The organism is Jilunia laotingensis (assembly GCF_014385165.1).
GTDB classification, from domain to species: domain Bacteria; phylum Bacteroidota; class Bacteroidia; order Bacteroidales; family Bacteroidaceae; genus Bacteroides; species Bacteroides laotingensis.
Genome location: NZ_JACRTF010000001.1, coordinates 2471724 through 2495927, shown reverse-complemented (window position 1 = coordinate 2495927; position 24204 = coordinate 2471724). Strand labels below are relative to the sequence as shown.

20 protein-coding genes and 1 tRNA gene are annotated in these 24204 nt (G+C 42.8%); 16 read left to right on the top strand and 5 right to left on the bottom strand.

The window, feature by feature from the left end; translation table 11 throughout:
- Nucleotides 1-151 precede the first annotated feature (151 nt).
- A complete protein-coding gene (locus H8744_RS09560) occupies nucleotides 152-1933 on the top strand; it encodes a tetratricopeptide repeat protein (protein WP_262434610.1) in 1782 nt (593 codons plus the stop codon).
- 88 nt (nucleotides 1934-2021) lie between these two features.
- On the opposite strand, the gene H8744_RS09555 is transcribed toward H8744_RS09560, so the two are convergent.
- The gene (locus tag H8744_RS09555; RefSeq protein ID WP_262434609.1) at nucleotides 2022-2528 is read right to left on the bottom strand and encodes a DUF5035 family protein; all 507 of its coding nucleotides are present in this window, start codon (nucleotides 2526-2528) and stop codon (nucleotides 2022-2024) included.
- Nucleotides 2529-2629: 101 nt separating this feature from the next.
- Between H8744_RS09555 and H8744_RS09550 the strand changes: the two genes are divergently transcribed.
- Complete coding sequence (locus tag H8744_RS09550) at nucleotides 2630-3340, top strand: inorganic diphosphatase (RefSeq protein WP_262434608.1); 711 nt, start codon at nucleotides 2630-2632, stop codon at nucleotides 3338-3340.
- 159 nt (nucleotides 3341-3499) lie between these two features.
- Here the strand turns inward: H8744_RS09550 and H8744_RS09545 are convergent.
- Nucleotides 3500-3571 (bottom strand) — tRNA-Arg (locus H8744_RS09545).
- A 221-nt stretch (nucleotides 3572-3792) separates the two neighbouring features.
- Between H8744_RS09545 and asnA the strand changes: the two genes are divergently transcribed.
- Both asnA and H8744_RS09535 read left to right on the top strand, forming a co-directional pair.
- A complete protein-coding gene (gene asnA / locus H8744_RS09540; protein WP_262434607.1) occupies nucleotides 3793-4830 on the top strand; it encodes an aspartate--ammonia ligase in 1038 nt (345 codons plus the stop codon).
- A gap of 24 nt (nucleotides 4831-4854) precedes the next feature.
- A complete protein-coding gene (locus tag H8744_RS09535; protein WP_262434606.1) occupies nucleotides 4855-5517 on the top strand; it encodes a uracil-DNA glycosylase in 663 nt (220 codons plus the stop codon).
- Between the two features lie 241 nt (nucleotides 5518-5758).
- Here H8744_RS09535 and H8744_RS09530 read toward each other — a convergent pair whose 3' ends face one another.
- The gene (locus tag H8744_RS09530) at nucleotides 5759-8473 is read right to left on the bottom strand and encodes a putative LPS assembly protein LptD (RefSeq protein ID WP_262434605.1); all 2715 of its coding nucleotides are present in this window, start codon (nucleotides 8471-8473) and stop codon (nucleotides 5759-5761) included.
- Between the two features lie 88 nt (nucleotides 8474-8561).
- Complete coding sequence (locus tag H8744_RS09525) at nucleotides 8562-9098, bottom strand: HD domain-containing protein (protein WP_262434604.1); 537 nt, start codon at nucleotides 9096-9098, stop codon at nucleotides 8562-8564.
- 74 nt (nucleotides 9099-9172) lie between these two features.
- Between H8744_RS09525 and H8744_RS09520 the strand changes: the two genes are divergently transcribed.
- Complete coding sequence (locus H8744_RS09520) at nucleotides 9173-10336, top strand: exo-beta-N-acetylmuramidase NamZ family protein (protein ID WP_262434603.1); 1164 nt, start codon at nucleotides 9173-9175, stop codon at nucleotides 10334-10336.
- A 23-nt stretch (nucleotides 10337-10359) separates the two neighbouring features.
- On the opposite strand, the gene H8744_RS09515 is transcribed toward H8744_RS09520, so the two are convergent.
- Nucleotides 10360-11151, bottom strand: a complete 792-nt coding sequence (locus H8744_RS09515) for a hypothetical protein (protein WP_262434602.1) — start codon at nucleotides 11149-11151, stop codon at nucleotides 10360-10362.
- A gap of 1242 nt (nucleotides 11152-12393) precedes the next feature.
- Here H8744_RS09515 and H8744_RS09510 point away from each other — a divergent pair.
- From H8744_RS09510 to H8744_RS09465, 11 genes are all read left to right on the top strand, one after another.
- Nucleotides 12394-13242, top strand: a complete 849-nt coding sequence (locus H8744_RS09510; protein WP_262434601.1) for an Rpn family recombination-promoting nuclease/putative transposase — start codon at nucleotides 12394-12396, stop codon at nucleotides 13240-13242.
- 387 nt (nucleotides 13243-13629) lie between these two features.
- Nucleotides 13630-14709, top strand: a complete 1080-nt coding sequence (locus H8744_RS09505) for an efflux RND transporter periplasmic adaptor subunit (RefSeq protein ID WP_262434600.1) — start codon at nucleotides 13630-13632, stop codon at nucleotides 14707-14709.
- Entirely contained in the window at nucleotides 14706-17759 is a 3054-nt protein-coding gene (locus H8744_RS09500) for an efflux RND transporter permease subunit (RefSeq protein ID WP_262434599.1), read from the top strand. Before H8744_RS09505 ends, H8744_RS09500 begins: the two co-directional genes overlap by 4 nt.
- A gap of 23 nt (nucleotides 17760-17782) precedes the next feature.
- The gene (locus H8744_RS09495) at nucleotides 17783-19084 is read left to right on the top strand and encodes a TolC family protein (RefSeq protein WP_262434598.1); all 1302 of its coding nucleotides are present in this window, start codon (nucleotides 17783-17785) and stop codon (nucleotides 19082-19084) included.
- A gap of 61 nt (nucleotides 19085-19145) precedes the next feature.
- Nucleotides 19146-20177, top strand: a complete 1032-nt coding sequence (locus H8744_RS09490) for a sensor histidine kinase (RefSeq protein ID WP_439649377.1) — start codon at nucleotides 19146-19148, stop codon at nucleotides 20175-20177.
- Nucleotides 20174-20980, top strand: a complete 807-nt coding sequence (locus tag H8744_RS09485; protein ID WP_262434596.1) for a LytR/AlgR family response regulator transcription factor — start codon at nucleotides 20174-20176, stop codon at nucleotides 20978-20980. The genes H8744_RS09490 and H8744_RS09485 overlap by 4 nt, the downstream gene beginning before the upstream one ends.
- 685 nt (nucleotides 20981-21665) lie before the next feature.
- Nucleotides 21666-21860, top strand: coding sequence for a DUF6597 domain-containing transcriptional factor (locus tag H8744_RS19035; RefSeq protein ID WP_049702064.1), 195 nt, complete (start codon nucleotides 21666-21668; stop codon nucleotides 21858-21860).
- 125 nt (nucleotides 21861-21985) lie between these two features.
- Complete coding sequence (locus H8744_RS09480) at nucleotides 21986-22612, top strand: Type 1 glutamine amidotransferase-like domain-containing protein (protein ID WP_004315354.1); 627 nt, start codon at nucleotides 21986-21988, stop codon at nucleotides 22610-22612.
- A complete protein-coding gene (locus H8744_RS09475; RefSeq protein WP_004315355.1) occupies nucleotides 22609-23541 on the top strand; it encodes a helix-turn-helix transcriptional regulator in 933 nt (310 codons plus the stop codon). Before H8744_RS09480 ends, H8744_RS09475 begins: the two co-directional genes overlap by 4 nt.
- A 31-nt stretch (nucleotides 23542-23572) precedes the next feature.
- Nucleotides 23573-23812 carry a hypothetical protein gene (locus H8744_RS09470; RefSeq protein ID WP_004315356.1) on the top strand — a complete coding sequence of 80 codons (240 nt, stop codon included), beginning with the start codon at nucleotides 23573-23575 and terminating at the stop codon, nucleotides 23810-23812.
- Nucleotides 23766-24185 (top strand): RteC domain-containing protein, encoded by a 420-nt coding sequence (locus H8744_RS09465; protein WP_008770715.1) that lies wholly within the window; start codon nucleotides 23766-23768, stop codon nucleotides 24183-24185. Before H8744_RS09470 ends, H8744_RS09465 begins: the two co-directional genes overlap by 47 nt.
- The last annotated feature ends 19 nt before the right edge of the window (nucleotides 24186-24204 follow it).

Sequence of the window (24204 nt, the reverse complement as noted above, 5' to 3'; positions counted from 1 at the left end):
TATTGGTTTTGTGCCAAAAGTACGCATTTACCGAATAGCACAAACATTTTCTTAGTATACAAAAGGTAACGAAAATGGTAAAAGCATGAAAATAATGCCATTTAATCGAAGAAAATAACGATATTTGCAAAAAGGACATCCGGAAACACTTATGACAACCTACAAAACAATACACATCTATTTTTTCATTTTCTTCTTGCTTCCCATACATCTTTATGGCAAAGAAAAGACACATCAAGACAGTATCAAACGATTTGATTCCCTCTGTGTTGAAATAACCGAGAACCAAAATATAGACATAACCAAGACCGATTCTCTAGTAAATGAATTATCAGCTCTTGCGCAAAATTTAGGAAACGATCCGGAGTTTCGTTCGCGAGTCATTTATCATCAGGTTTCTTCTTCGTACATCTCCGAGCAGATTCCACAACTGGAAACACAAGATATACGCACCGTCATGCAACACTGCGATAGCGTCCATCATCCTTTTGAATACGGTCTGCTGTATTTTTCCTTATCGATGGTCAAAAACCTCTCCAATGAATATCCCGGTGCCTTGAACTGCGGACTGAAAGCATTGGAATTTATGGAAAAGGCAAACAATCAGGAATACATAGCGAAAATCAACTACTCCATCAGTAATCTATTCAAGACAATAGGCGAATACAATAACTCTATCACTTATGCACGCAAATCATTGAACTATTATGAGGCACAGCAAAAAAAGAAAGAATGCCTGAGTACATTACTGGGCATCTATACAACAACGTATTATTTAGGCGAGAAAGAGAAAGCGATCCGCCTCATAACAGAACTTCTCCCTGCAATAGAGGCAACGAATGATACCTATCTCCAATTAGCAGCCTATACTAATCTCGGTTCGTGCCTGGCTCAAAATGAACAAAAAGATTTGTCATTCAAATATTACCGAAAGGCATTGGAACTTTCGAATTCTATAAACAATGAATATGCTAAAATATCAATCCTCCAAAATATAGGTGGCTATTACCTACGTATCAATCAAGCCGACTCCTGCCAGAAATACCTGAAACAGGTAAAAAGATATTATCTCCGGCACAACATACCGAATCGACTGATGGGAACCTATGTGGGACTCGCCCTCTCTTTTTCGCAAAAGCACCAATTCGACAGTGCTTTCCACTATTTTACCGAATATGATTCTATCCGAAACTTATTACTGGACAATGAGCGACTCTCTCTCGTCAACCGGACAGAGGCTAAATATATGTTGGCGAACTATCAGAACCAGCTCAAACTGGCACAAGATGAATATATAATAAAAAAGAAGCAAACAACCATTGTCATACTGTCGGGAACCGGAATTATCCTCGTCATACTGTTGACTTTACTGATTGTCATCAAACAGAAAAAAATCGTATTCCAACAGAAAGAACTGAAAGAGATGGAGAACAGGCAACTGAATGAAAAACTGCTTCATGAAAAGAACCTTTCTCAACTCCAAAAGCAGGAATTCACTCAAACGATCGATTCAAGAAACCGGGAAATCAGTACTTCCCTCTTACTGTTATCCAACAAGAACCTTGTACTGAGTAAAATACTCCAAATGACAGAGAGCTGTGATGGACAAAAAAGCGATATCGAGAAATATAGAAAGGAAGTGGAAGCACTGATTAAAAACTGTTTAAGTTTCGATGAAGAGTGGAATGAATTCAAGCTTCACTTTGAACAGGTACACCCTCTTTTCTTCACAAAGCTCAAACATCTATCGAAAGACATGACAGAAAACGAATTACGGCTTTGCGCCTATATAAAGATAGGAATGAGAGCCAAGGAAATAGCACAACTTCTGTCCGTTTCGCCTGACAGCGTGAAAATGAGCCGTTATCGGCTAAAAAAGAAACTTGACATTGCCGGTGAGACATCCATAGACGATTTCCTTCGCAATCTCTGAAATAAAAGATTATTGCCCCCGTCTATCTTCATCATCGACATAGAACCCGGTATGCACTCAAAAATAAAGCTCCGTATTCCGGCTCGACCTATCTTCCGATTGCAATGAAAGAAGCCTCTTCCACCTCTTCCGTTTTCAATTCTATTTCTTGCTGGGCACCATCACATTCAGCTCTCGAGAACAGATAAAACGAAAGTATGGCATCTTCATCAGTAACCGATTGTACCCGTGCCTTCACCGTCACTTCCACTTGTCGAACACCGTTTTCGAATCCGACAATCCCTTCCTCCAATTTAGTAAAGTTCTTGTCTGAAGAGACACCCTGAACCGGCAACTGGAAATCTTCGATATATAACTGTTCCTGTTCCTCCTTTACGATAAAAGTGTTCAGATCTTCTCCGTTCCCATCCAATTTCAGCGAAACGGTGACTTCATCATTCACTTTTAGTACAGGCAGAACCTCCATCTCACGACTGTAATCAACCGGATTATCATTAATGAAGAACCCCGTTATCTCAATAACAGGACTCTCAGCCGTGTCCGAACATGAAGCTAAGGTCAATGGCAATAGCGATGCAAGAAGTAGTTTTTTCATGTAACACAGTTCTCTTGTTTCCGCTACAAAAATACACATTATATCCGAATTTGCAAAAAAAGCGTAACTTTGCAGTTAGAAAATCAATAGATTCACAGAAGATGTTCCAAAAAGAAATACATTTAAAAGCCGTACTATTCGACATGGACGGCGTTCTATTCAATTCTATGCCTTACCACTCCGCTGCCTGGCATGAAACGATGCAAGCCCACGGGCTCAACCTCAGTCGTGAAGAAGCATATCTGCATGAAGGACGTACCGGTGCAGGCACCATTAATATTGTCTGCCAACGTCAGTTCGGCCGCAACGCTACTCAAGAGGAGATAGAAAATATTTACCGGGAAAAAAGTGAAGTATTCAACCGTTACCCTGAACCTGAACCTATGCCGGGTGCTTGGGAATTATTGCAAAAAATAAAAGCAGCCGGCCTGATACCGATGGTAGTTACCGGTTCCGGACAACGTTCATTGTTAGACCGCCTTGAACATAATTTCCCGGGAATGTTCCACCAAGAACTGATGGTGACCGCTTTCGATGTAAAACATGGCAAGCCCGATCCGGAGCCTTATCTGATGGCATTGGAGAAAGGAGGGTTGAAAGCCAACGAAGCAGTCGTAATAGAAAATGCTCCTTTAGGTGTACAAGCAGGTGTGGCAGCCGGCATCTTTACCATAGCTGTCAACACCGGCCCTTTGGATGACCAAATATTACTGGACGAAGGGGCCAATGCATTATTTCCATCGATGCAGGCACTCTGCAACGGATGGGAAAGCTTCATCGAAAGCATTGAACAGAATATCGATAGGAAGTAATCTCAAAATAACATATAATCAATTTAGACGACCGGAATAACATAAGCAGGCAAATAACGCATGGATGAGATGCACACAGGATACAGAATATGCTTTGCACGGTAGTCATGAAAAAAGCGCTAATGCATTTTATAATAAAATGAATCAGCGCTTTTATTGTAGCCCCGAAGGGAATCAAACCCTTATCTTAGGTACCGGAAACCTACATTCTATTCGTTGAACTACAGAGCCGGGTTACTTTAGCGGGGACAAAAATAGACAAAAACTTCCTATTTTCCTAAATCTTTTCCTTTTTTTTGTTTATATTAGCTCTGTCGATGGAAGGGACTATGTATTATTTTGCAAGCCATAACAGAGAAACATTTATCATATTGACATTATTTCGAAGTATATGCATTACACATATCAATATTATTCCTATCTTTGCCGACAAATAATACAACTAAAGGCTTATGAGTTATCTTATAAAACCACAGAATTACAAACCTCTGTTAGACTTGAAGCAGACCGAACTCGGAATTAAACAGATTAAAGAGTTCTTTCAGATGAATTTATCATCCGAACTGCGTCTGCGTCGTGTCACCGCCCCACTTTTTGTACTTAAAGGAATGGGTATCAACGATGACCTCAACGGTATTGAACGTCCGGTTTCCTTCCCTATCAAAGACCTGGGAGACGCCCAGGCGGAAGTTGTACACTCGCTCGCTAAATGGAAAAGGCTGACACTGGCCGAATATCACATAGAACCCGGGTATGGCATATATACGGACATGAATGCCATCCGTTCGGACGAAGAATTAGGCAATTTACACTCTCTCTATGTGGATCAATGGGACTGGGAACGTGTCATGACAAACGAAGAACGAACTGTAGAGTTCCTGAAAGAAATAGTGAATCGCATCTATGCAGCCATGATCCGAACGGAGTACATGGTATACGAAATGTTCCCACAAATCAAACCTTGCCTGCCTAAAAAGTTGCATTTTATCCATGCAGAAGAATTACGCCAGATATATCCCGACTTGGAACCTAAAGACCGTGAACACGCTATTTGCCAGAAATACCGAGCGGTGTTTATCATCGGCATCGGTTGCAAGCTAAGCGATGGCAAAAAACATGACGGACGGGCACCGGACTACGATGATTATACGACGCAAGGACTCAATGACTTACCCGGACTCAACGGTGATCTTTTGCTTTGGGACGATGTATTAGATCGTTCCATCGAATTATCGTCCATGGGTATCCGTGTCGATAAGGAGGCATTGTTACGTCAAGTGAAAGAGGAAAACCAGGAACAACGCCTGGAACTTTATTTCCATAAACGCCTGCTGAATGACACGCTTCCTCTCTCGATAGGTGGTGGTATCGGACAATCACGCCTCTGCATGTTCTATTTGCGTAAAGCCCACATCGGAGAAATTCAAGCCAGCATCTGGCCTGAGGAGATGCGTAAAGAATGTGATGCACTCGACATACATCTTATATAGACATCTATCTTATACAATTATACTATGAACGTACAAATTGAAGAGAGCTGGAAAGCTCATTTGCAACAAGAATTTGAAAAAGACTATTTCCGTACATTAACCGAGTTCGTTCGAAACGAATATAGTCAGTATGCTATTTATCCTCCGGGAAAGCTGATATTCAATGCTTTCAATCTTTGCCCTTTCGACAAAGTAAAAGTTGTGATTATCGGACAAGACCCTTACCACGGCCCGGGGCAAGCACACGGCCTGTGCTTTTCCGTCAACGATGGAGTACCTTTCCCGCCATCCCTTGTCAATATATTCAAGGAGATCAAGGATGATACGGGCATGGATGCCCCCACAACGGGAAACCTTACTCGTTGGGCAGAGCAAGGTGTATTGTTGCTCAATGCAACGCTGACCGTACGCGCACATCAGGCGGGTTCGCATCAACGTCGCGGATGGGAAGAATTTACCGACGCAGCCATCCGGGCTTTAGCCGAAGAACGGGAAAATCTGGTATTCATACTCTGGGGTGGTTACGCACAACGAAAAGGGGCTTTTATCGATCGTAACAAGCATTTAGTGTTAAGTTCCGCACATCCTTCTCCCCTTTCTGCCTACAACGGCTTCTTCGGAAACAAGCATTTCAGCAGGACGAATGAATATCTAAAGGCTCATGGGCAAACGGAAATTAATTGGTAAATAGCAGGGAAGATCTAAAAGTCTACCACTCATTTGCTTTTACAGGGATTCTACGAATTATATGGCTTTGGAAAATTAAGCGCCATATAATTCGTAGAATCTTTATATATTATATTATAATCCATCATTTCCTACTCAATCTCTTATATAATTATCCAAAAACAGGCTATTTACCAAAGAATAGTATAAACAAACGAGAGGGACTTACAGCTGTCTCCATTAGACTGGACAGCATCTCTTATCAATACCACTGTATATTATTCTGCGTCTGGCTTCTCTGTTCCCACTTCAAATCCTGAAGGATGCTTGCATTGGCACTGATCCTGAAATTGTAGTATTTCCAACGTCCGAAAGGCGACAAACTTGCGGACATACTGAAGCAGTGCAAATCACGGGTAATAGTCATTGAAGTCTGAGTGATTTCCTTCGCTTGGAAATCATATCCCGTGTTAAAAGTAACCTGCCAGTTATTTGATAACTTCACATTACCGGAAGCATTTAAGTTATGCGTATAAGAGAATGGATAACGCATCGAATTCACATTTATCGGTTTAGAACGATCCTCACTGATATTAAACGAATAGTTTATACTCAATGACCATGGCATCTTAAACACCTGATAACCGTCAGCATCAGCTTCAGCCTTCTTTACTGTTTTTTCATTGCTTCCGGAATCCTTTCCAATCACCGAATCATCCTCCTCCCCATCACCGGATTGGCCATCCTCATTTCCCTTCTGGTCTTCATCATCTTTCGACCCGAACAGTTTTTTCCAAGTGTCGTTATTGAAAGTATAGTTAAATGAAGAACCCCATCCGGAGAAACGTCCGAATCGACCATAAGACCATTCAGTACGATTGCCTGTCGTAACATTACCATTCTTGTCGAACGTATAAGCATATGTGGCAAACCGGGCATTCATATTAAAGGTATAACTCTTGGTCAGTTTCAATCGCAGGCGCAAACCTAAATCGCTCCACTGCCTTTCCTTGGCTGCCATATCATATGAAAGAGAAGCACCCAGTTCATCTATCAAACTAATTTTCTTCAGAGAATCCTTCCTGTTCTTATACTTCATCTCAATGTTATTCGACAGGTCGAAGCTTACTATCCCCTGCTTAAGGCGGGGAGCCGAACCGAACTTCTGCTCCGTATAAGGAGAATAATACTGCATGTTTCCATTCCGATCCTCATGCTGTTCCCAATACTTCGAAAAGCCCGGTGCCCCACTGATGCTAATCTGCGGAGTAACGACATGACGAATCTGAATTTCCTTTTTCTTCATAAAAAGAGGTTTGTACATACCATAGAGTTTTGTACTCAACCCAAGAGACATGCTATAATTGGCTACACGATGAAATCCATAAATCGTATCCGTGGGATTCCACCGCCCTTTATCATCATCATATTCTCTTTCGATCTTCTTTGTATACCACCGTTCAGTGTAGTTGAAGGTCGGAGTCAGATTGAAGTATTTGAAAAGGCTGAAAGTCGCACTAATAGGAATTAAATGCTGCATTGCATTTTGCCAGTCTTTGACGAGATTAGATTTAAACAGCAGATTGTCTTTTGTCTGTATCGTGTTTGTCAAATGGCCGGTATATTGGATAGAAATCTTTTCATACCATCTTTCTGCCCCGGTAGCTTTCTTACGCTTGAAAGGAAATCGACGTGTCAGTGAAATATTAAGGTCGGGCAGAGTGACAGCTATTGAAGAGTCCTTCATGTTCTGCGAAATATTGGTAGTACCCGAGAGTGTCAGCCCTATTCCCGGAAATGTGCGGGAATAACTGATACTTGACGATTTCATATTTTGCGTCAATAGCTGAGAATTGTAAAGGTTATTAAGATTAGAACGTTCGTAACTACTGGTTGACAGGTTTACGCTGGCAGAAAACGTAGAGTTAGGATTCGCCTTGGGATCTTGACGATGATTCCAAACAATTTTGAAGTCTTTGGCAACAGTATAGTCCGGCATGTTCTTATCTCCTTGTTTGGTCACCTGATAATCTGCCATCAACGAACCGGAGAATTTATATCGTTTATTATAATTCGTCTCCACTCCCAACCGCCATGATCCTTTGGTAAAGATGTCTCCGGTCAGTCTCAAATCCATCATATCACTGATGGCAAAATAGTATCCACCATCCGACAAGCCGAATCCACGTGCCGAGTCGTCCATATAAGACGGCATGATAAAACCGGAAGAATAACTGCTTGAAAAAGGAAAGAAGAAAAACGGCACTGCCAATGGCAACGGTACGTCTTCCACCACCAGATAGGCGGGTCCCGTAACCACATTCTTTTTAGGGCGTACCTTGGCTTTCGTCAATTGAAGATAAAAGTGGGGATGGTCATGATGGTCACAGGTCGTATAACGCCCGTTCTGCATGAAAAGCTCGTCATCCGCTCCTTTTTTGGCATTGTTACCCGTCACATATCCTTCACCCTGCTGGCTGACCACATTGTTAATGATTCCCTTCTTACTCTTGAAATTATACCGGATGGCTTCCGTATCGTAAGAAGTATCCCCGTCCTTGAATACAGGTTTCCCTTTTTCCACTCCTAACGTATCTTTCACGCCACGTGCATAAACCGTGCTGCTATCCATATTCATGGTAATTATTTCAGCACCGAGTTCTATTTTCTGGTAATTCACCTTTCCATCTCCATACAGATGGGCAAAACCACCCTCCTCAAAAACGATGGAGTCATTAGCTTCGTAGACAACAGGAGAATCAAGTGGCTGTTTTTTCTTCGGGCGGCTTATTACCAGCGAGTCGGTTCTTACTGAATCGGATTTCAAAGAGTCTGAAACCATAGGCTTAGGAGGATTCATATCTTCCCTGCCGGCTTCCCTGTCCCGGCGGCGCTGTGACATGGCATCGTCGGAAAACATCAGTAAGATGAACAGTAGTATGATTGATATTAATGTATTTGCTTTCAATGGCGTCATTCACTAAACGTTTACGCTTGAAGGGGCAAAAGTACACAATCTTCATCAATTATACACTGGAAACTCCCTTTTTAATTATTTTTTAGTGCTATAAAAACAGGTCACACCAATGATTAAAACGCGTTAGACCTTCTTCACCATATTTGGCAATACTCTTGCGGGCACCGTCTACCGTCTTCTCCTTTTCAAGGTGCGTCTTGGAAAAAAACTTATCGGCAAAACATATTACCTGTTCTTCCAGACTGACCGGCAACATGTCACGATGGGGAACCGGCAACTGCTGCCGGAGTATCTCGTCCAGTGACAAACCGGCTCCGGTGTGCCTTTCGCATACAAGCGCATGACGGGGGAAACCGGCCTCCCGAACCAGTTCGGCACCCAAATAACCGTGTGCAATATAAGGTGCTGTTCCAAAGCAAAAGATGGGAGCAGCGTCGGTCAGGAATATACCGATATCATGCAGCATACCGCCTTCATGGAGGAAAACCTCATCCAGATTTAACTCCGGATGCTTACGGGCTATCTCTAAAGCTTTATCAGCCACCGACCGGCTATGGGCTAGCAGAATCTTTTTCAATTCGTTCTCCTGTGGGTAATATTTATCAATTAAATCGAGTGGTCTCATAACTTCATCTGCTATAACTTGTAATAATCAATACAATTGGATATTTTTGTGCAATATTACTAAAAAATACCGAGATGTATCGCAAAATAACTTTCATTCTTGTCTGCTTGTTCGTCACCATCGTTTCTGCATGGGCAGAAGGTGCAGTTACTACCGGAGCCGAACGCACGGAAGAGTATCTCCCCTTGCTAAAAGGAAAAAGAGTGGGACTGGTCATCAACCATACCTCCATCGTTGGTGATGAACAAACCTGCCTGCTGGACACCCTGTTACAACTAAACATCAATGTAGTCAAAGTGTTCGCTCCCGAGCATGGCTTCCGGGGAAACGCTGATGCGGGCGAAACGGTGAAGGATAGTAAAGACACCCGTACGGGAACACCGATCATCTCACTCTATGGGAATAATAAGAAACCTACCGTAGGACAAATGCAGGACATCGACATCCTGGTATTCGACATACAAGATGTAGGAGCGAGATTCTACACCTATATCAGTACGATGTATTACGTTATGGAAGCCTGTGCAGACAATGGAAAAGAACTGGTCATTCTGGATCGCCCCAATCCCTGCGACCATATAGACGGGCCGATATTACGCCCGGCTTTCCGCAGTTTTGTGGGAATGTTGCCTATCCCCGTGCTGCATGGGTGTACGATAGGCGAGCTGGCACGTATGGTCAACGGAGAAGGATGGATCAACAAAAACCCGGAAGCTTGCCGTCTGACGGTAATTCCCATGACCGGTTGGCAACACGGGCAACCTTATTCCCTCCCGGTAAAACCTTCACCAAACCTGCCGAACGACCAATCGATCCGGCTATATGCCTCTCTCTGCCCTTTTGAAGCAACCCGTATCAGCGTAGGCAGAGGAACAACGTTTCCTTTTCAAGTATTAGGCGCACCGGACAAGAAATACGGGTCGTTCACTTTCACTCCACAATCGCTTCCCGGATTCGATAAGAATCCGATGTACAAGGATCAAGCTTGCTATGGGGAAGATCTTCGGAGAGTCAACAATGTGGATGGATTCACATTGCGATATTTCCTCCGCTTCTACTGGAAATCGGGGGAAGGAGCTAGTTTTTTCGACCGTACACGCTGGTTCGATCTACTAATGGGGACGGATACGGTGCGAAAAGCCATCCTTGCCGGAAAAAGCGAAACGGAAATCCGTGCCGCATGGAAAGGAGAATTGCAGAAGTACAAGGAAATGAGAAACAAGTATCTGCTGTACTAGGTTGCAGCAACCAACTTTCACGCTCATATCAGCAAAGCCGCTATCTCCGGGGATAAAACGATGTTTCCGTCTGCCTCAACGACAATAAAATTGGCGTTATACAATGTATTAACGATGTGATTATAAGTGATGCTCCCCATGCCCCGGATGCGTTTCAACCTGTTCCATCCATTTTGAGCGGTATATTGCAGAAGCTCGCGTACCGTTGTAATACCCATTTCCGTATGCAAAACACAGTAAGCATGCGTCTCGAAAAGCTCGGACAGGGGTGTTTTCGTGGGATCGGCCGCATCGTACTTGCTGAACCGGAGCTTCATAAGCTGTTTACGGTAAGAGGAGATTCGTCCCGGATTCTCACCCAAGCGTCGAAGAGTGGAGCTATATATCGACATGGCCTGTGCGTGCGTCATCTGGTAGCGTACGGCTACCCTCGTGATAGGTTCGCCTAAAGAGATGGCAAGAAAAATTTCCCGTTGGCGATCGTCAGTAATGAGTGCGCCCAACTCTTTTATAAGGATGGTGAATAATGGCTGATACAGTTTGTGTGTTTTCAGTAGGAATAGCATATCGTCATAGTCGCTGAGAATTACTTCGCGTTCCCAGTCCTTTTCTTTGATGAGTTTGTCCAAGTACTCGTCGCTCAACTCTTTTGTTCGGTGGGCATTCAATAAGCGGATCACAGTGTCTTCGTCCAGCATCACAGTGTTGTCAATGGTCGATGAAACAATGTAGCCCATGCATTTCCATCCCCGGAGAGTAGATTCGGCAATACCGTGTTTTTCCGACAAGAGTTTCAGACTCATCCAGTTAGCCATAGACTCTCCTTCCTGCTGACGGGGTGCAGAATTTACGCATTCCCCTGATAACGCAGCGTAATGTTCTTTTGTTTGGTTTGTTCATACCTCTTGAATATTTATGAACACCCGCTACCTGAATATACAGCTCTGTATATAAAAGAAGTCGGGCGCTGAGTTCATATTTATCCGGCAAGAGGTAGTACCAATACCCACAGAACTTAATAAATATGTTCACACGCCCGACCCTACGTCGTCCGTGCAAAACAATTTATTGAAGTTCTGTTTTATTGCTTTAATGAAATTTGGTACTTTTCTTGCCGCAAAAAACGTTTCAACGAGCCGCATTTCTCTTCGGCTTTCAAGAGGCAAAGATAGGAAATACTATGGGAACAGCAAAAGAGTTGGCAGAATATTTAAAGTTAGTGATGAATAGGATGAATGTGGGGCTGTCCGTATCCGAAAAACCCTTTTTGTAGTGTGATTATCATATGATAGTGTATCTGTTGCATGAAAATCGACTAACGATCTGTGGTCAATTGCCACAGCAAACACAGCAACACCGAACTTTCTTTTTCATTGCATAATCGGGGAATATACAGCATAATGTTCCCGAATCTGCTTCATGAGTAACCAGTCTCTCTCGGACAAAACTCGTAATAGCATCCTAAAAGGCTGTTTCCGAGGTAAAATGATACTAAAATGCGGATGGAATAGCCTTATCCAACAGATGGAACAACCATTTCCAACGAATGAAATAACCATTTCCAGCGGATAAGATAATAATATCCAGCAAATGAAATAACCATATTCAACAAACAGAGTAACCTTTTTCATTAAATCAAGGCCAAATTCCTTCGGAAGACAGTCTTTTTTCTACTTTTTCTCTCTATTTCCTCTCTTCCGACGAAGCTTTTCTTTTTGACGAAACGAAGCCAAAATCCCATTATATTTACCATTCGAGAAGAGCGGGAGAATATACCTCCCTCCGCGCAGCTTATTCCTTCGTTTTACTGACGAAATGAAAAATCGAGATTGCCCTACAATCCGTTTCTTATGATTCTTCCTACCATCGACCGGAAAATCGCTACTCACGGTAAACGGGAATAGCAATCTGTCAAAAAGACACATGCTTAGATACCACTAACGACACGACAAACAAAGAATGTAACGGTTTATAGTTTTCTCTAAAAATCACGTAGCTTCTGCAACCGTTATCGTAAATAATGCGTATCTTTGTTTCAGTTTAAACAGCAATTGATTATGAAATACTTAGATCCTAAGGCAGACCTGACCTTCAAACGTGTATTCGGTGAACATCCCGACTTGGTAATGAGTTTATTGAACGCCTTGCTTCCGCTTGCTCCTGAAGAGGAAATAACAGATATTGAATACCTTGCCGCTGAAATGGTTCCGGAGAATCCCTTACGTAAGAACAGCATTGTCGATGTCCGCTGCAAAGACAAAAAAGGGCGGCAGTTTATCGTAGAGATGCAAATGATCTGGTCGCCCGAGTTCAAGCAGCGTGTCTTATTCAATGCTTCCAAAGCGTATGTGCGTCAGATAAACGCTGGGGAGCAGTATGAATTATTACAGCCGGTATATTCCCTAAATCTGGTCAATGAGATTTTTGAGCCTGAATTGGAAGGATATTATCACCACTATCAGATGATCCATGTGGAGAATTCGGACAAAGTGATAGACGGCCTACAACTGATATTCGTAGAGTTACCTAAATTCAGCCCGCACAGCTATTCCGAGAAAAAGATGCAGGTTCTTTGGTTAAGGTATCTGACGGAAATCAATGAACGTACCCGCGAAATACCCAAAGAGTTGCTGGACAATCCGGAAGTAAAGAAAGCAGTAAGCGCTTTGGAAGAGTCAGCTTTTACCGAAGCACAATTGCTGGGATATGAAAAATTCTGGGACATTATCAGTGTAGAGAAAACGCTATACAATAGTGCGGAAAGAAAAGGGATGGAAAAGGGGATGGAAAAGGGAAAAGCTGAAGAGCAACTCCTTATTGCCTCCAACATGAAAAAGCAAGGCATTTCAGCCGCAATCATCTCCCAATGTACCGGATTGCCTATAAAAGATATAGATTTAATTTAGAATATCAACATAATTACCGTTTTGTTTCCGAAATGCCTGGAGTGGATTGCAGAAACAAAACGTCTTAGCAGTTTAACGGTTTAGCCCACTAAGAACGAACAGATTGCATCACCTTTCGTGTATAGCATTTGTTCGTTCTTTTTCGTTACCGTTAAGGATTTCCAATATCAGGACTTTACATATTCAACCTCTTAGATTCTGTTTCCGCTTTTCCATTTCAAGCTCGGCTCTTTTATGAAGATACATCCTCTCGCATACACACGGAGCCAATCATAAACAAAGATATCCGGTTTCATCCTCCAATTTTCCGGTTTCAGGAAATAACTCCCTGAAGTACAAAACCACACTACCTATCTTTGAGCTAAATAACTAAAAGAACAACAGATAATGAAAACATTCGCAACGCCTGCATTAATGGCTATTATTATGATTTCTTTATTCTCTTCCTGCAAAAACACAGGAAATAAGGAAACCACTCCGGTTCCCATCGTCTACACATCCCAAGTCACATCTCAAACGGAAGAAGGGCTAAAAGAGTTTTCGTTCATTGCAAAACCGTTCCGCTCGTCCGAACTTTCCTTCCGCGTGGGAGGTCCCATATACCATTTCGATGTATATGCGGGCAATTACTACCGCCAAGGTGAAGTGATCGCAGAAATAGATCCGCGTGATTTCCGTATCCGCAAAGAACGCACGGAAGCTGTTTACCAACAGGCGAAGGCCGAGTATGAGCGAGTAAAGGCTCTTTATGAGAAAAATAATTTGGCCGCAAGCGTTTACGAAAAAGCGCAAGCAGACTACGTGTCCGCCAAAACAGCTTTTGAAACAGCAGTAAACGAACTGGCAGACACACGACTCATTGCTCCTTTCAACGGTTACGTGGGGGAAGTCTTCATCGAAAAATTCCAAGACGTGAAAGCTACCCAACCCGTCATCTCATTCATTGATATCGACCGGTTAAAGATAGAAGCCTACGTGCCGCAGGAAATTGCCTTCCAATCATTTCAGCCCAAAGAGGTAGAGCTATCTTTTGATGCCCGGACTGACACTACTTACAAGGCACAAGTGGAGGAAATCTCCCGCAATACGACACGGAACAACCTTTCTTATCTGCTGACAGCGTTGCTTCCGAATAAGGACGGACAACTATTGGCAGGCATGTCCGGTAAAATTCTCCTTCAGACAGATCCAAGCCAACAAAGGAACCAAGTTGTCATTCCGCAAACAGCGCTCTGCCACCGCCCTTCCATAGGCAACTACGTTTGGGTGGTAGATCAGGAAACAAAGAAAGTAAACCGAAGAATCATCACCTTGAATGAATTGCTTCCCAACGGAAAAGCCTCCGTCTCCGAAGGTCTGAAAGCAGGAGAGACAGTAGCTGTCAGCGGATTACGTTTCCTTTCGGAAGGGACAAGCGTGGAGACAAAAACGAATAGAATAAATGAACCTGCGATAGCTAAAAGATGAAACTAGTCAAATATTTCTTGCAGAAAAAGCCGGTTACGATTCTACTATTAGTACTGATACTGGCGGGGGGACTGTTTTCCTACATCAAAATGGGAAAATTGGAAGATGCCCCTTTTACAATCAAACAGGCTTTGGTGTTGACTCCCTATCCCGGAGCATCACCTTCGGAAGTGCAGACACAGGTGACGGACGTACTCGAAGAGGCCATTCAGTCACTCGGTGAATTATATTATTTGAAAACCGAAAACCGTGCAGGACTCTCTAAGATCACCGTTTACGTGAAGAAAGAGATCCGAGCCGAAGATATGCAACAACTTTGGGACAAACTGCGCCGAAAGGTAAACGATGTCCAAGGAAAACTTCCCGCAGGCGCGGGAACTTCCATCGTCAACGATGATTTCGGTGACGTACTCGGGGTGTTCTACGGACTGACAGGTAGCGGATATACTAACCGGCAATTGGAAGAGCAGGCCAAATTGATAAAGAATGAATTGCTCAAAGTGAAGGACGTGGCGAAGATCGAAATATATGGTGTACAGACACCGACAATCGATATCACGGTCAATCCTTCGATGATGTCGCAAAGCAATATCACGACAGCCGACATCTCCCGCGCTTTTAATGCACAGAACAAAGTGACGGATGCAGGCGGCATTGAAACCAGCGCGAATCGTATCCGTATCGAGTCCACCGGAAATTTTTACTCTTTGGATGATATCCGTAATCTCACCATCGTTTCCCGAACCGGGGAGCATTTTCGCTTGGCGGATATCGCGGACATCCGGGAGAGTTACCAAACTCCGGCAAGCAACCTGATGAAAATAGACGGAGAACCTGGCATCGGAATCGCTATTTCCACCGTTCCTACGGGGAATGTGGTGGATATGGCCGCACTGGTAAAAGAAAAGATCGATTCATTCAGGGAGACGATGCCTGAAGGATTTGAACTGGTATCTATTTACGACCAAGGATATGAATCGGACGTGGCAAACCAGGGATTCATACTGAATCTGATAATCTCCGTAGTTACGGTGGTCGCTATCCTGCTGTTCTTCATCGGCTTTAAAAACGGAATACTGGTAGGCAGCGGATTGATATTCTCCATCTTTGCCACTTTGATCGTAATGTATGCTCAAGGCATAGCACTTCAACGAATGTCGCTGGCGGCCATTATTATTGCTATGGGTATGCTGGTAGACAATGCCATCGTAGTTTCCGATTCTGCTTTGGTGAACATGCAGCGAGGAATGCGCAAACGGGTGGCGATACTTAAGGCTTGTGGGGCTACCGCCTTACCGCTTCTGGCGGCAACGTTTATAGCGATCTTGACATTCCTGCCTATCTATTATTCACCGCATATCACAGGGGAACTGTTATCGTCACTGGTGGTGGTCATCGGTGTTTCGCTCATGTTCAGTTGGGTGTTCGCATTGACCCAAACTCCTTTTTTCATACAAGAATTCGTACGTCGTCCTCGTCCGGAGGAATTAAAAGGCGAATTGTTCTCAGGTAAAGTATACGACCGTTTCCGGCAATCGTTGCGATTCGTCATCCGGCACAAGTCTGTCACGATAAGCTGCCTCGTCGTATTACTCGTTGCCTCGGCTGTAAGTTTCCGGTACATTCCGAAAGTGTTCGTACCCGCACTCGATAAGCAATATTTCACTGTCGATATGTGGTTACCCGAAGGTACACGCATTGAGGAGACTGAACGCATAGCTACAGAAATATCCGATTATATAGAAAAGAAGGAAGAAACGGAAACAGTATCAACCTTCGTAGGACGGACTCCACCACGTTATTACCTGTCGAATGTTGCTTTCGGCCCCCAATCGAACTACGCACAAATCCTGGTGAAATGCGAGACTTCTAAATTATCCCGAAAACTCCATGCCGAACTACAGGAAGAGATACCGGCACAATTTCCCGAACCGTTTATCAAAGTAAACAAATTCGAGTTAAGTCCGCTAACGGAGGCTGTCATCGAAGCCCGTTTTCTAGGACCTGATGCTGCAGTACTCGATTCACTGACCGGGCTGGCACTGGAAGTGATGCGAAACAATCCGAAAGTAGACCATGCACGAAACGAATGGGGCAATATGGCATTGATGATACGTCCGGTATACGATCCGGTGAAAGCAGGCGCTCTGGGCATCACGAAGTCAGCGATGATGGAGTCGGTAAAATCCATCAATGACGGACTTCCCGTGGGCATCTACCGTGACCGGGAAAAACAAGTCCCCGTACTGCTGAAATCTTCAGGGGCAAACGTACAGGATGCCGAATCGCTAGGTGATTTTGCCGTTTGGAACGGAGACCGTTCCGCACCCTTGTCACAAGTCACAAAAGAGATCGAAACAACTTGGGAATATCCGCAGATACGAACCTACAACCGACAATTGTCAATGGCAGCCATGTGTGGTGTCCGCCCGGGACATACGATGGCAGAGGTACATGGAGAAATCCGCAAAGAAATAGAGGCCATCCAATTGCCCGAAGGATATACCTTCTTTTGGGATTCCCAATATAAGGATCAAGGGGAAGCCTTACAGGCGATTGCCAAGTTCTTTCCGCTCGCATTCTTATTGTTAGTGGTAATATTGGTGGCTTTATTCGGTAATTTCCGCCAACCGGTGATCATACTTTGTGTGTTACCCTTGTCGCTTATCGGTGTGGCAATAGGAATGTTGCTGACAGGATTCGATTTCGGATTCTTCCCGATAGCCGGATGGTTGGGATTATTGGGAATGATCATCAAGAATGTGATTGTGCTGATTGACGAGATCAATGCCCTGAAACGTAGCGGAATGCCCGTTTACGAATCCATCATCGAAGCTACCGTGAGCCGTACGCGCCCGGTACTGATGGCGGCAACGACCACCATCTTCGGAATGATCCCGTTGCTATGGGACATCGCTTTCCAAGGAATGGCGGCAACAATCATCTTCGGATTGACCTTTGCCACGCTGCTTACGCTGTTCGTAACGCCAGCACTCTACGCTCTGTTTTATAAAGTAAAACCAAACTCAGCCCCTCTCCCGCGGAGATAGGAAAGAGTTATAATTATACCGATATGAAGAAATTTATCCTATTCAACCTCATACTTCTCTGCTCCCTGTACGTACAGGGGCAGAGCCAACTGCTCGAACAATACAGAGCGATGGCTCTCGACTATAGCCATGACCTGCACGCTGCGGAAAAGAATATTGCCGCCAGTATGGAGGTGGAACGTTCCGCACGTGCCGACCTGAAACCGAAACTCTCTGCCGATGCCAATTTCCAATACACAGGCAATCCGATGGAACTCAATATCGACTTGCCTTCCATGTCGGCTCCCCTCACCTTCCAGGGCCGTGACCTAAAGTACGGGGCATCGCTTACCCTACTGCAACCGGTTTACACCGGAGGACAACTGCTCGAGTCCATCCGTTTGGCACGCCACCGCCAATCACTTGCCAACGGACAAGCTGATGTGCTTCGTTCTTCTGTTTGTTATCAGACAGATATTCAATATTGGAATACCGTAGCACGGAAAGAAATCGTTGGAGTAACCGCTGATTTCCGCGAATCGGTCGCCTCGCTGGCACAAACCATCCGCGAGCGTGTGGATGCCGGGCTGGCAGACCCACAAGATTTACTCATGGCGGAGGTACGCCTCAACGATGCTGATTACCAGTTATTGCAAGCACAAAATAGTTTTGAGACGGGGCGTATGGCATTAAACTCGCTTATCGGAGTGGCATTGGAAGCGCCTACGGAAACAGACACAACCATCCCGCAGGTAAAATGGGCATCGGATTCATTGCTGGCTGCGGATGGAAGCTTCCGTCCTGAACTCCGCATGGCACATGATCAGATACGTATTGCCGAAAGCTCGTTAAAGCTGAACGATGCACGTTTCAAGCCGAAATTCTATGTCGGTCTGGACGGCAGTTATTCCTCACCGGGATATAATTTCAAATCGGATCTCGATCCCAATTATGCTGTCTACGCCAAACTGTCCGTCCCTCTTTTTGAATGGGGAAAACGGCGCAACGAGAAACGTGCCTCAAAGCTTCGTATCGGCATGGCAAACGATAACCTCAACCGCGTACAAGATGACATCCGACTTGAAGTGCAAACCGCACGTGTCTCGCTGATACAAGCATTGGAACGTGTCCGGCTCAGCGAAAGCTCTCTTGAAAAGGCAAAAGAGAACGAACAGAAAGCTTTGGAAAGATATACGGAAGGACGTATTTCCATCGTCGAAGTGATTGATGCGCAGACGTACAGGCAAACGTCACAAGTAAATTATGTGCAGGCACGCGCTGCTGCACAAATCCAATATTCGGCGCTCCTGAAAGCAACAAACCGATATAATATGGCAAGTAGATAGTCCCGTTATTTGCAGCACTCCGATAAAAAAAGTAACTTTGTCCCAAAAGCATCTTTATGATATGAACTTCCGGTTGAAAGAATCTCTACTTTATACAATACTGTTCTCTGGGTTGGGAATATTTTCGTTTCTGTTGTTGGTAAATCATTCCCAACTCTCCGAACGGGTGTCAGACACCGTTTCTTCACTGGGTGCTTTGATCTTTTGCCTGATTGCTTTCAACCTACTGGGCTATTGCACTTTGCGTATCAGTTCATGGGTAGACAGGCAATATGCACTGCACATCCGTAACCGTTGGAAGATTCTTATCGTTTACACCAGTGTGATGCTCCTTTTCCTGTTGGTAAACTATAGCTTGCTGGTTTCCGCCAAACTCTTGGTAGGAGCCGCACATCCTTTCACCTTTCCGAACGGAGGCGGACGGATTCTTACTCTGGTCTGGCTCGTAGAATTGGTTATTCTCGGACTGCTGCTTGCCAATCGCTCCATGAAAAGGACGTTACATCTGCAAATGCAAGCGGCAAAGCTCCAGAAAGAAAACGATGCCGCGCATTACATCGCTTTGCAAAATCAGCTCAATCCACATTTCTTATTCAACAGCCTCAATACGTTGATCGCAGAAATAGAGTATAACCCGGTAAATGCGGCACGGTTCACACGCAAGCTTTCCGATGTCTACCGCTACGTACTGCAGTGCCAGGACAAATCACTGGTGCCCCTATCCGATGAACTGGCTTTCCTGCAAGCCTATCTTTTCCTGCATGAAGTACGCTTGGGATGTTGCATCACTTGTCGTCAGGAACTGGCTCCCGAATACCAAGAGTGCCTGCTACCACCGCTTACACTGCAATTGCTGGTGGAGAACGTCATCAAACATAATTCCATATCGATGGGAAAACCGATGCAAATCAATATTTATACAGAACCGGGCTATCTTGTCATAAGCAATCCGGTTCGCCCCAAGAAGAGCAATATTCCTTCGGGTGTCGGACTAAAAAATCTTTCAAATCGGTATAAACTGATGCTGGGGAAAGATATTGTTATCGATAGCAATCCTGAAATATTTACCGTAAAAGTACCATTGTCATTATGAAGCCAACTATTGATTCCACCGCTTCGAATGCCGCTCTACGAGCCGTTATCATCGAAGACGAATTCCCTGCTGCCCGTCTGCTTGCCTCCACGTTGCGACGTCTGCGTCCGCAATGGAACATCACCACACTTCCCGGGAATATAGAAGACTCCGTACATTGGTTCAATTCGAACCCTCATCCGGAACTTATTTTCCTGGACATCCAACTATCCGATGGAAATTCTTTCGATTTTCTGTCACAGGCACGTCCTACGTCGATTATTATCTTCACTACCGCTTACGATGAGTATGCTGTCAGAGCTTTCAATGTCAACAGCATCGATTACATACTTAAGCCTGTGGATGAATCCCGCTTGTTGGAAGCTATCGTAAAATACGAAACGCTGATTGGAGGTTCGTGTTCTCCCCGGCCTGCCGACTATCTTGAAAACCTCCTTGAAAGTCTGCAAGCACCGGTCAAACGCTATCGCACTCGTTTCCTCATTGCAGGGGCAGATCGTTACCGGCCATTGTCCGTAGACGACATCGCTTATTTCTATAGCGAGAATAAGATCACCTTCGCTGTTACCCATACTGCCCAGGAATACACCATCGATCTTTCACTGAACAAACTTATCGAGCAACTCGATCCCGACCAATTCTTCCGTGCCAACCGGCAAATGATAGTGGGCATTCATTCCATTGCCCACATAGAACCCTATTTCAATGGCAAAATATCCGTTACCGTCAAGCCTCGGCATAAAACACTGGTAACTATCAGTGAAGAAAAAGTAACCGCTTTCAAACTATGGCTCAATTTCTGAGTTTCCTTTATACTTGCAGAATTTGTTTTGGAGTATGTTACCTATACAAATATAGCTATCTGTTTTGTTACTCCAATGAATGCAAGTAACAAAACAAACGCATTTATATTAAACTAAATAAGAAGACAAGGAAAATAAAGGAAATCATACACTACAAAGATAAAGAACTAAGTATAAACACATTATATTTAATATTTCATCTCTTTCTTTCTCCTCTTCCACAACTGCCAAGAATTGATTATGTTTTGCCACATATTATACATACAGCATAATATAACTCTGATTATCAAAGCAAAAGCCCACCTATTACTAATAGTGGGTAACAAAATAGTAACAAAAAAACGAAGAAATCGCTTTGCGGTGGGCTTCATGTGCAAAGGTAACAAAAGCTCTCTAACCATAAAAGCAAAACTGGCGAAAAGAAGAATACTGTTTTTCTTTTCGCCAGCATATATAATTTGCTGTCAATAGAAATTAGTTTAGTCCGTTTTGGATATATAGACAAAAACACAAACTAAACTTGTGTTTATAATAACTTTTTCAACTTATCTATGACATATCTTCCAATGCAGAGAACTTTGAATGATTTAGGCAACAGATATTTGGATGTTTTAATTAGAATGTCCCTTTTTTACACCTAATATCTATCTAAGAAATCTTACTTTTGTTTGATAATTAAAACAGAATGGAGAAAATTCAAGTAATACAACCTACCAAATTGCTCGCTCCTTATATAAAGCAATATTGGTTTTTAAGGATAGATGATGTAAAGCAAGGCTTTCAACGTTCTATCCCGGCAGGTTGTGTAGCACTTGTTTTTCATAAAGGGAACAAAATTATTTCTTCTTTTCATAAGGGAACGCAGCCACATTACAAATAGGGTAAATTTCAATAATGGATTGTTTTGATGAAAAAAACTCTTCAATATTTAGACTTACTGACATAGGGCTGTCATAGAAGACGCTATCTTTGTATCAAAAAGTATTCAACTTAATATTATAGAATATGAAAAGATTATTTTTATGCTCATCATTTGCTGATGTTGCTAATCTATTTGTCGATTGTGCCAAAGAAGATTTGCAAGGGAAAATTATAGCTTTTATACCAACTGCAAGCCTTACAGAACCAATACGATTCTATGTAAAAAAGGGGAAAAAGGCTTTAGAAGAAGCAGGAATGATTGTTGAAGAAGTCGAGATTACCCAACTGCCCAAAGAGGAAATATCTTCTATATTACATAAATGCGATTATATCTACATAACAGGTGGAAATACATTTTTCCTTTTGCAAGAGTTAAAAAGAAAAGGTGTTGATAAAATTATATCTAAACAAGTGAAATTGGGTAAACTGTATATTGGGGAATCTGCCGGAGCAATAATAGCCTCTCCCGATGCAGAATATATGAGAAGTGTGAATTTTGATCCAATAGAAAAGGCTCCTGAATTGAAAGACTGTACTTCTTTAGATTTGGTCGATTTTTATACGATTCCCCATTATGGAAATTTTCCATTCAAGAAAAAAGGTGAAAAGATAGTTCAACTATATAATGAGAAGTTGCAGCTTATTCCTATAAGTAATAAACAAGCTGTTATTATTGAAGATTCAAATATTCAAATTAAAGATGCAAAATGAATAGAATAGACCGTATTTCTGCTATATTGATTCAGTTACAATCGCACTCGTTAGTGAAAGCACAGCAAATTTCAGAACGTTTTAATATAAGCATTCGCACCGTATATCGAGATATAAGAACATTGGAAGAGGCAGGCATTCCTATCATAGGAAATCCCGGTATTGGTTATTCACTTGCAGAAGGATTCAAATTATCTCCTCTAATGTTTACTCAAAAAGAGGCTTTGTCCTTTTTGATTGCAGAGAAATTAGTACATGAACTAACTGATTCAAATAGCAACGAACATTATAAGTCTGGAATAGAAAAGATTAGGTCTGTCATGCGTTTTGCAGACAAAAATATGTTAGAAACAATGGAAAAGTGCATGTCTGTATTGGATACTTATAAATCATCTACCTATAAACCTGATATTCTTTTACTTATTTTACAAAGTATATACCAAAAAAGAATTATTGAAATATCTTATTTGGGAAGTAATGCGTTAAGTGTTTCAGAACGAAAGATTGAAGCTGTTGGAATTTTCTTTTCGAGAACTAACTGGTATCTAATAGGCTTTTATCTTCCCAAAGAAATCTATCTTACATTTCGGATAGATAGAATTCAAAAAATGCACATTCTTAATGAATTACAATCACGGGAGCATCCTCCTTTGGAAAAATTCATACGCGAGTTTTATGATAAAGAAAAATTACATGAAATCGTTATAAGAATAGAAAAGAATAAAACCTCCATAATGAATGATGATAAATATTATTACGGATTAACATCTGAGAAAGAGATAGGGGATATGTTTGAACTTCATTTTCTAACATTTTCAATCAGTAAGTTTGCACATTGGTATCTGTCTTTTGCAGATAGTGCAACTATAATAAGACCAGATTCTTTAAAATATGAAGTTAAAAATATTATCAATAACATTTCTATTTGATTGCTGTCAAATAGTATTTTTAATCGACTCAATGAAAAAAATATTCGACCAAAGATTTTTCCGCTTATTGTCGGAATGCTCACAACGTAAAGTGTCTGCATCTGAATTTGCAGAAGCTATCGAAGAATTGGCGACCCATGTAGCCAATTTTAGTATCAATGAGCAGGATTACAACGTTTTACTACGTTATTTTTCCTTTGGTTTGCACCGTCTTAAATCGTATCGTGTACGGTTTGAGCAAGAAAAAAATGCCCCATCTGCATCTAATTGATGAAGCGATAGGACTTTTGAACACTGAAATACGCCTTATCGAGTGGCGCATCAAATACCCGGAACAGCTACAGCAACGTATCAACAAACAGCCCCTTTCCCCTCTCTATCTCGCAGACAAGACAACCCTTATCAACATCATGGAAATGGTAAGCGGTCTGTTCCTCTCCAAAAACATCGTGTATCAGAACGGCAAGCCCGCCTACTTGGTGGACTTGGCGAAAGCCTTTGAATGGCTGTTCAACATCAAGATAGGCGACTGTTACCAAAAACATGAGGACGTGATAAAACGAAAGCCGGGCAAACTGACCGGGTTTCTTAATGGATTGGTAGAACTTATCAAAAAGGAACATGACAAGAAAGGATATAGATAATCAGTGACTTATGATTTAT

Coding starts and splice junctions, on each gene's coding strand:
- H8744_RS09525 (WP_262434604.1), bottom strand. CDS start 9,098: ATGAGACCACTCGATTTAATTGATAAATATTACCCACAGGAGAACGAA.
- H8744_RS09470 (WP_004315356.1), top strand. CDS start 23,573: ATGAAAAAAATATTCGACCAAAGATTTTTCCGCTTATTGTCGGAATGC.
- H8744_RS09490 (WP_439649377.1), top strand. CDS start 19,146: ATGAACTTCCGGTTGAAAGAATCTCTACTTTATACAATACTGTTCTCT.
- H8744_RS19035 (WP_049702064.1), top strand. CDS start 21,666: ATGGAGAAAATTCAAGTAATACAACCTACCAAATTGCTCGCTCCTTAT.
- H8744_RS09535 (WP_262434606.1), top strand. CDS start 4,855: ATGAACGTACAAATTGAAGAGAGCTGGAAAGCTCATTTGCAACAAGAA.
- H8744_RS09480 (WP_004315354.1), top strand. CDS start 21,986: ATGAAAAGATTATTTTTATGCTCATCATTTGCTGATGTTGCTAATCTA.
- H8744_RS09520 (WP_262434603.1), top strand. CDS start 9,173: ATGTATCGCAAAATAACTTTCATTCTTGTCTGCTTGTTCGTCACCATC.
- H8744_RS09485 (WP_262434596.1), top strand. CDS start 20,174: ATGAAGCCAACTATTGATTCCACCGCTTCGAATGCCGCTCTACGAGCC.
- asnA (WP_262434607.1), top strand. CDS start 3,793: ATGAGTTATCTTATAAAACCACAGAATTACAAACCTCTGTTAGACTTG.
- H8744_RS09495 (WP_262434598.1), top strand. CDS start 17,783: ATGAAGAAATTTATCCTATTCAACCTCATACTTCTCTGCTCCCTGTAC.
- H8744_RS09530 (WP_262434605.1), bottom strand. CDS start 8,473: ATGACGCCATTGAAAGCAAATACATTAATATCAATCATACTACTGTTC.
- H8744_RS09560 (WP_262434610.1), top strand. CDS start 152: ATGACAACCTACAAAACAATACACATCTATTTTTTCATTTTCTTCTTG.
- H8744_RS09515 (WP_262434602.1), bottom strand. CDS start 11,151: ATGGCTAACTGGATGAGTCTGAAACTCTTGTCGGAAAAACACGGTATT.
- H8744_RS09475 (WP_004315355.1), top strand. CDS start 22,609: ATGAATAGAATAGACCGTATTTCTGCTATATTGATTCAGTTACAATCG.
- H8744_RS09505 (WP_262434600.1), top strand. CDS start 13,630: ATGAAAACATTCGCAACGCCTGCATTAATGGCTATTATTATGATTTCT.
- H8744_RS09555 (WP_262434609.1), bottom strand. CDS start 2,528: ATGAAAAAACTACTTCTTGCATCGCTATTGCCATTGACCTTAGCTTCA.
- H8744_RS09500 (WP_262434599.1), top strand. CDS start 14,706: ATGAAACTAGTCAAATATTTCTTGCAGAAAAAGCCGGTTACGATTCTA.
- H8744_RS09510 (WP_262434601.1), top strand. CDS start 12,394: ATGAAATACTTAGATCCTAAGGCAGACCTGACCTTCAAACGTGTATTC.
- H8744_RS09550 (WP_262434608.1), top strand. CDS start 2,630: ATGTTCCAAAAAGAAATACATTTAAAAGCCGTACTATTCGACATGGAC.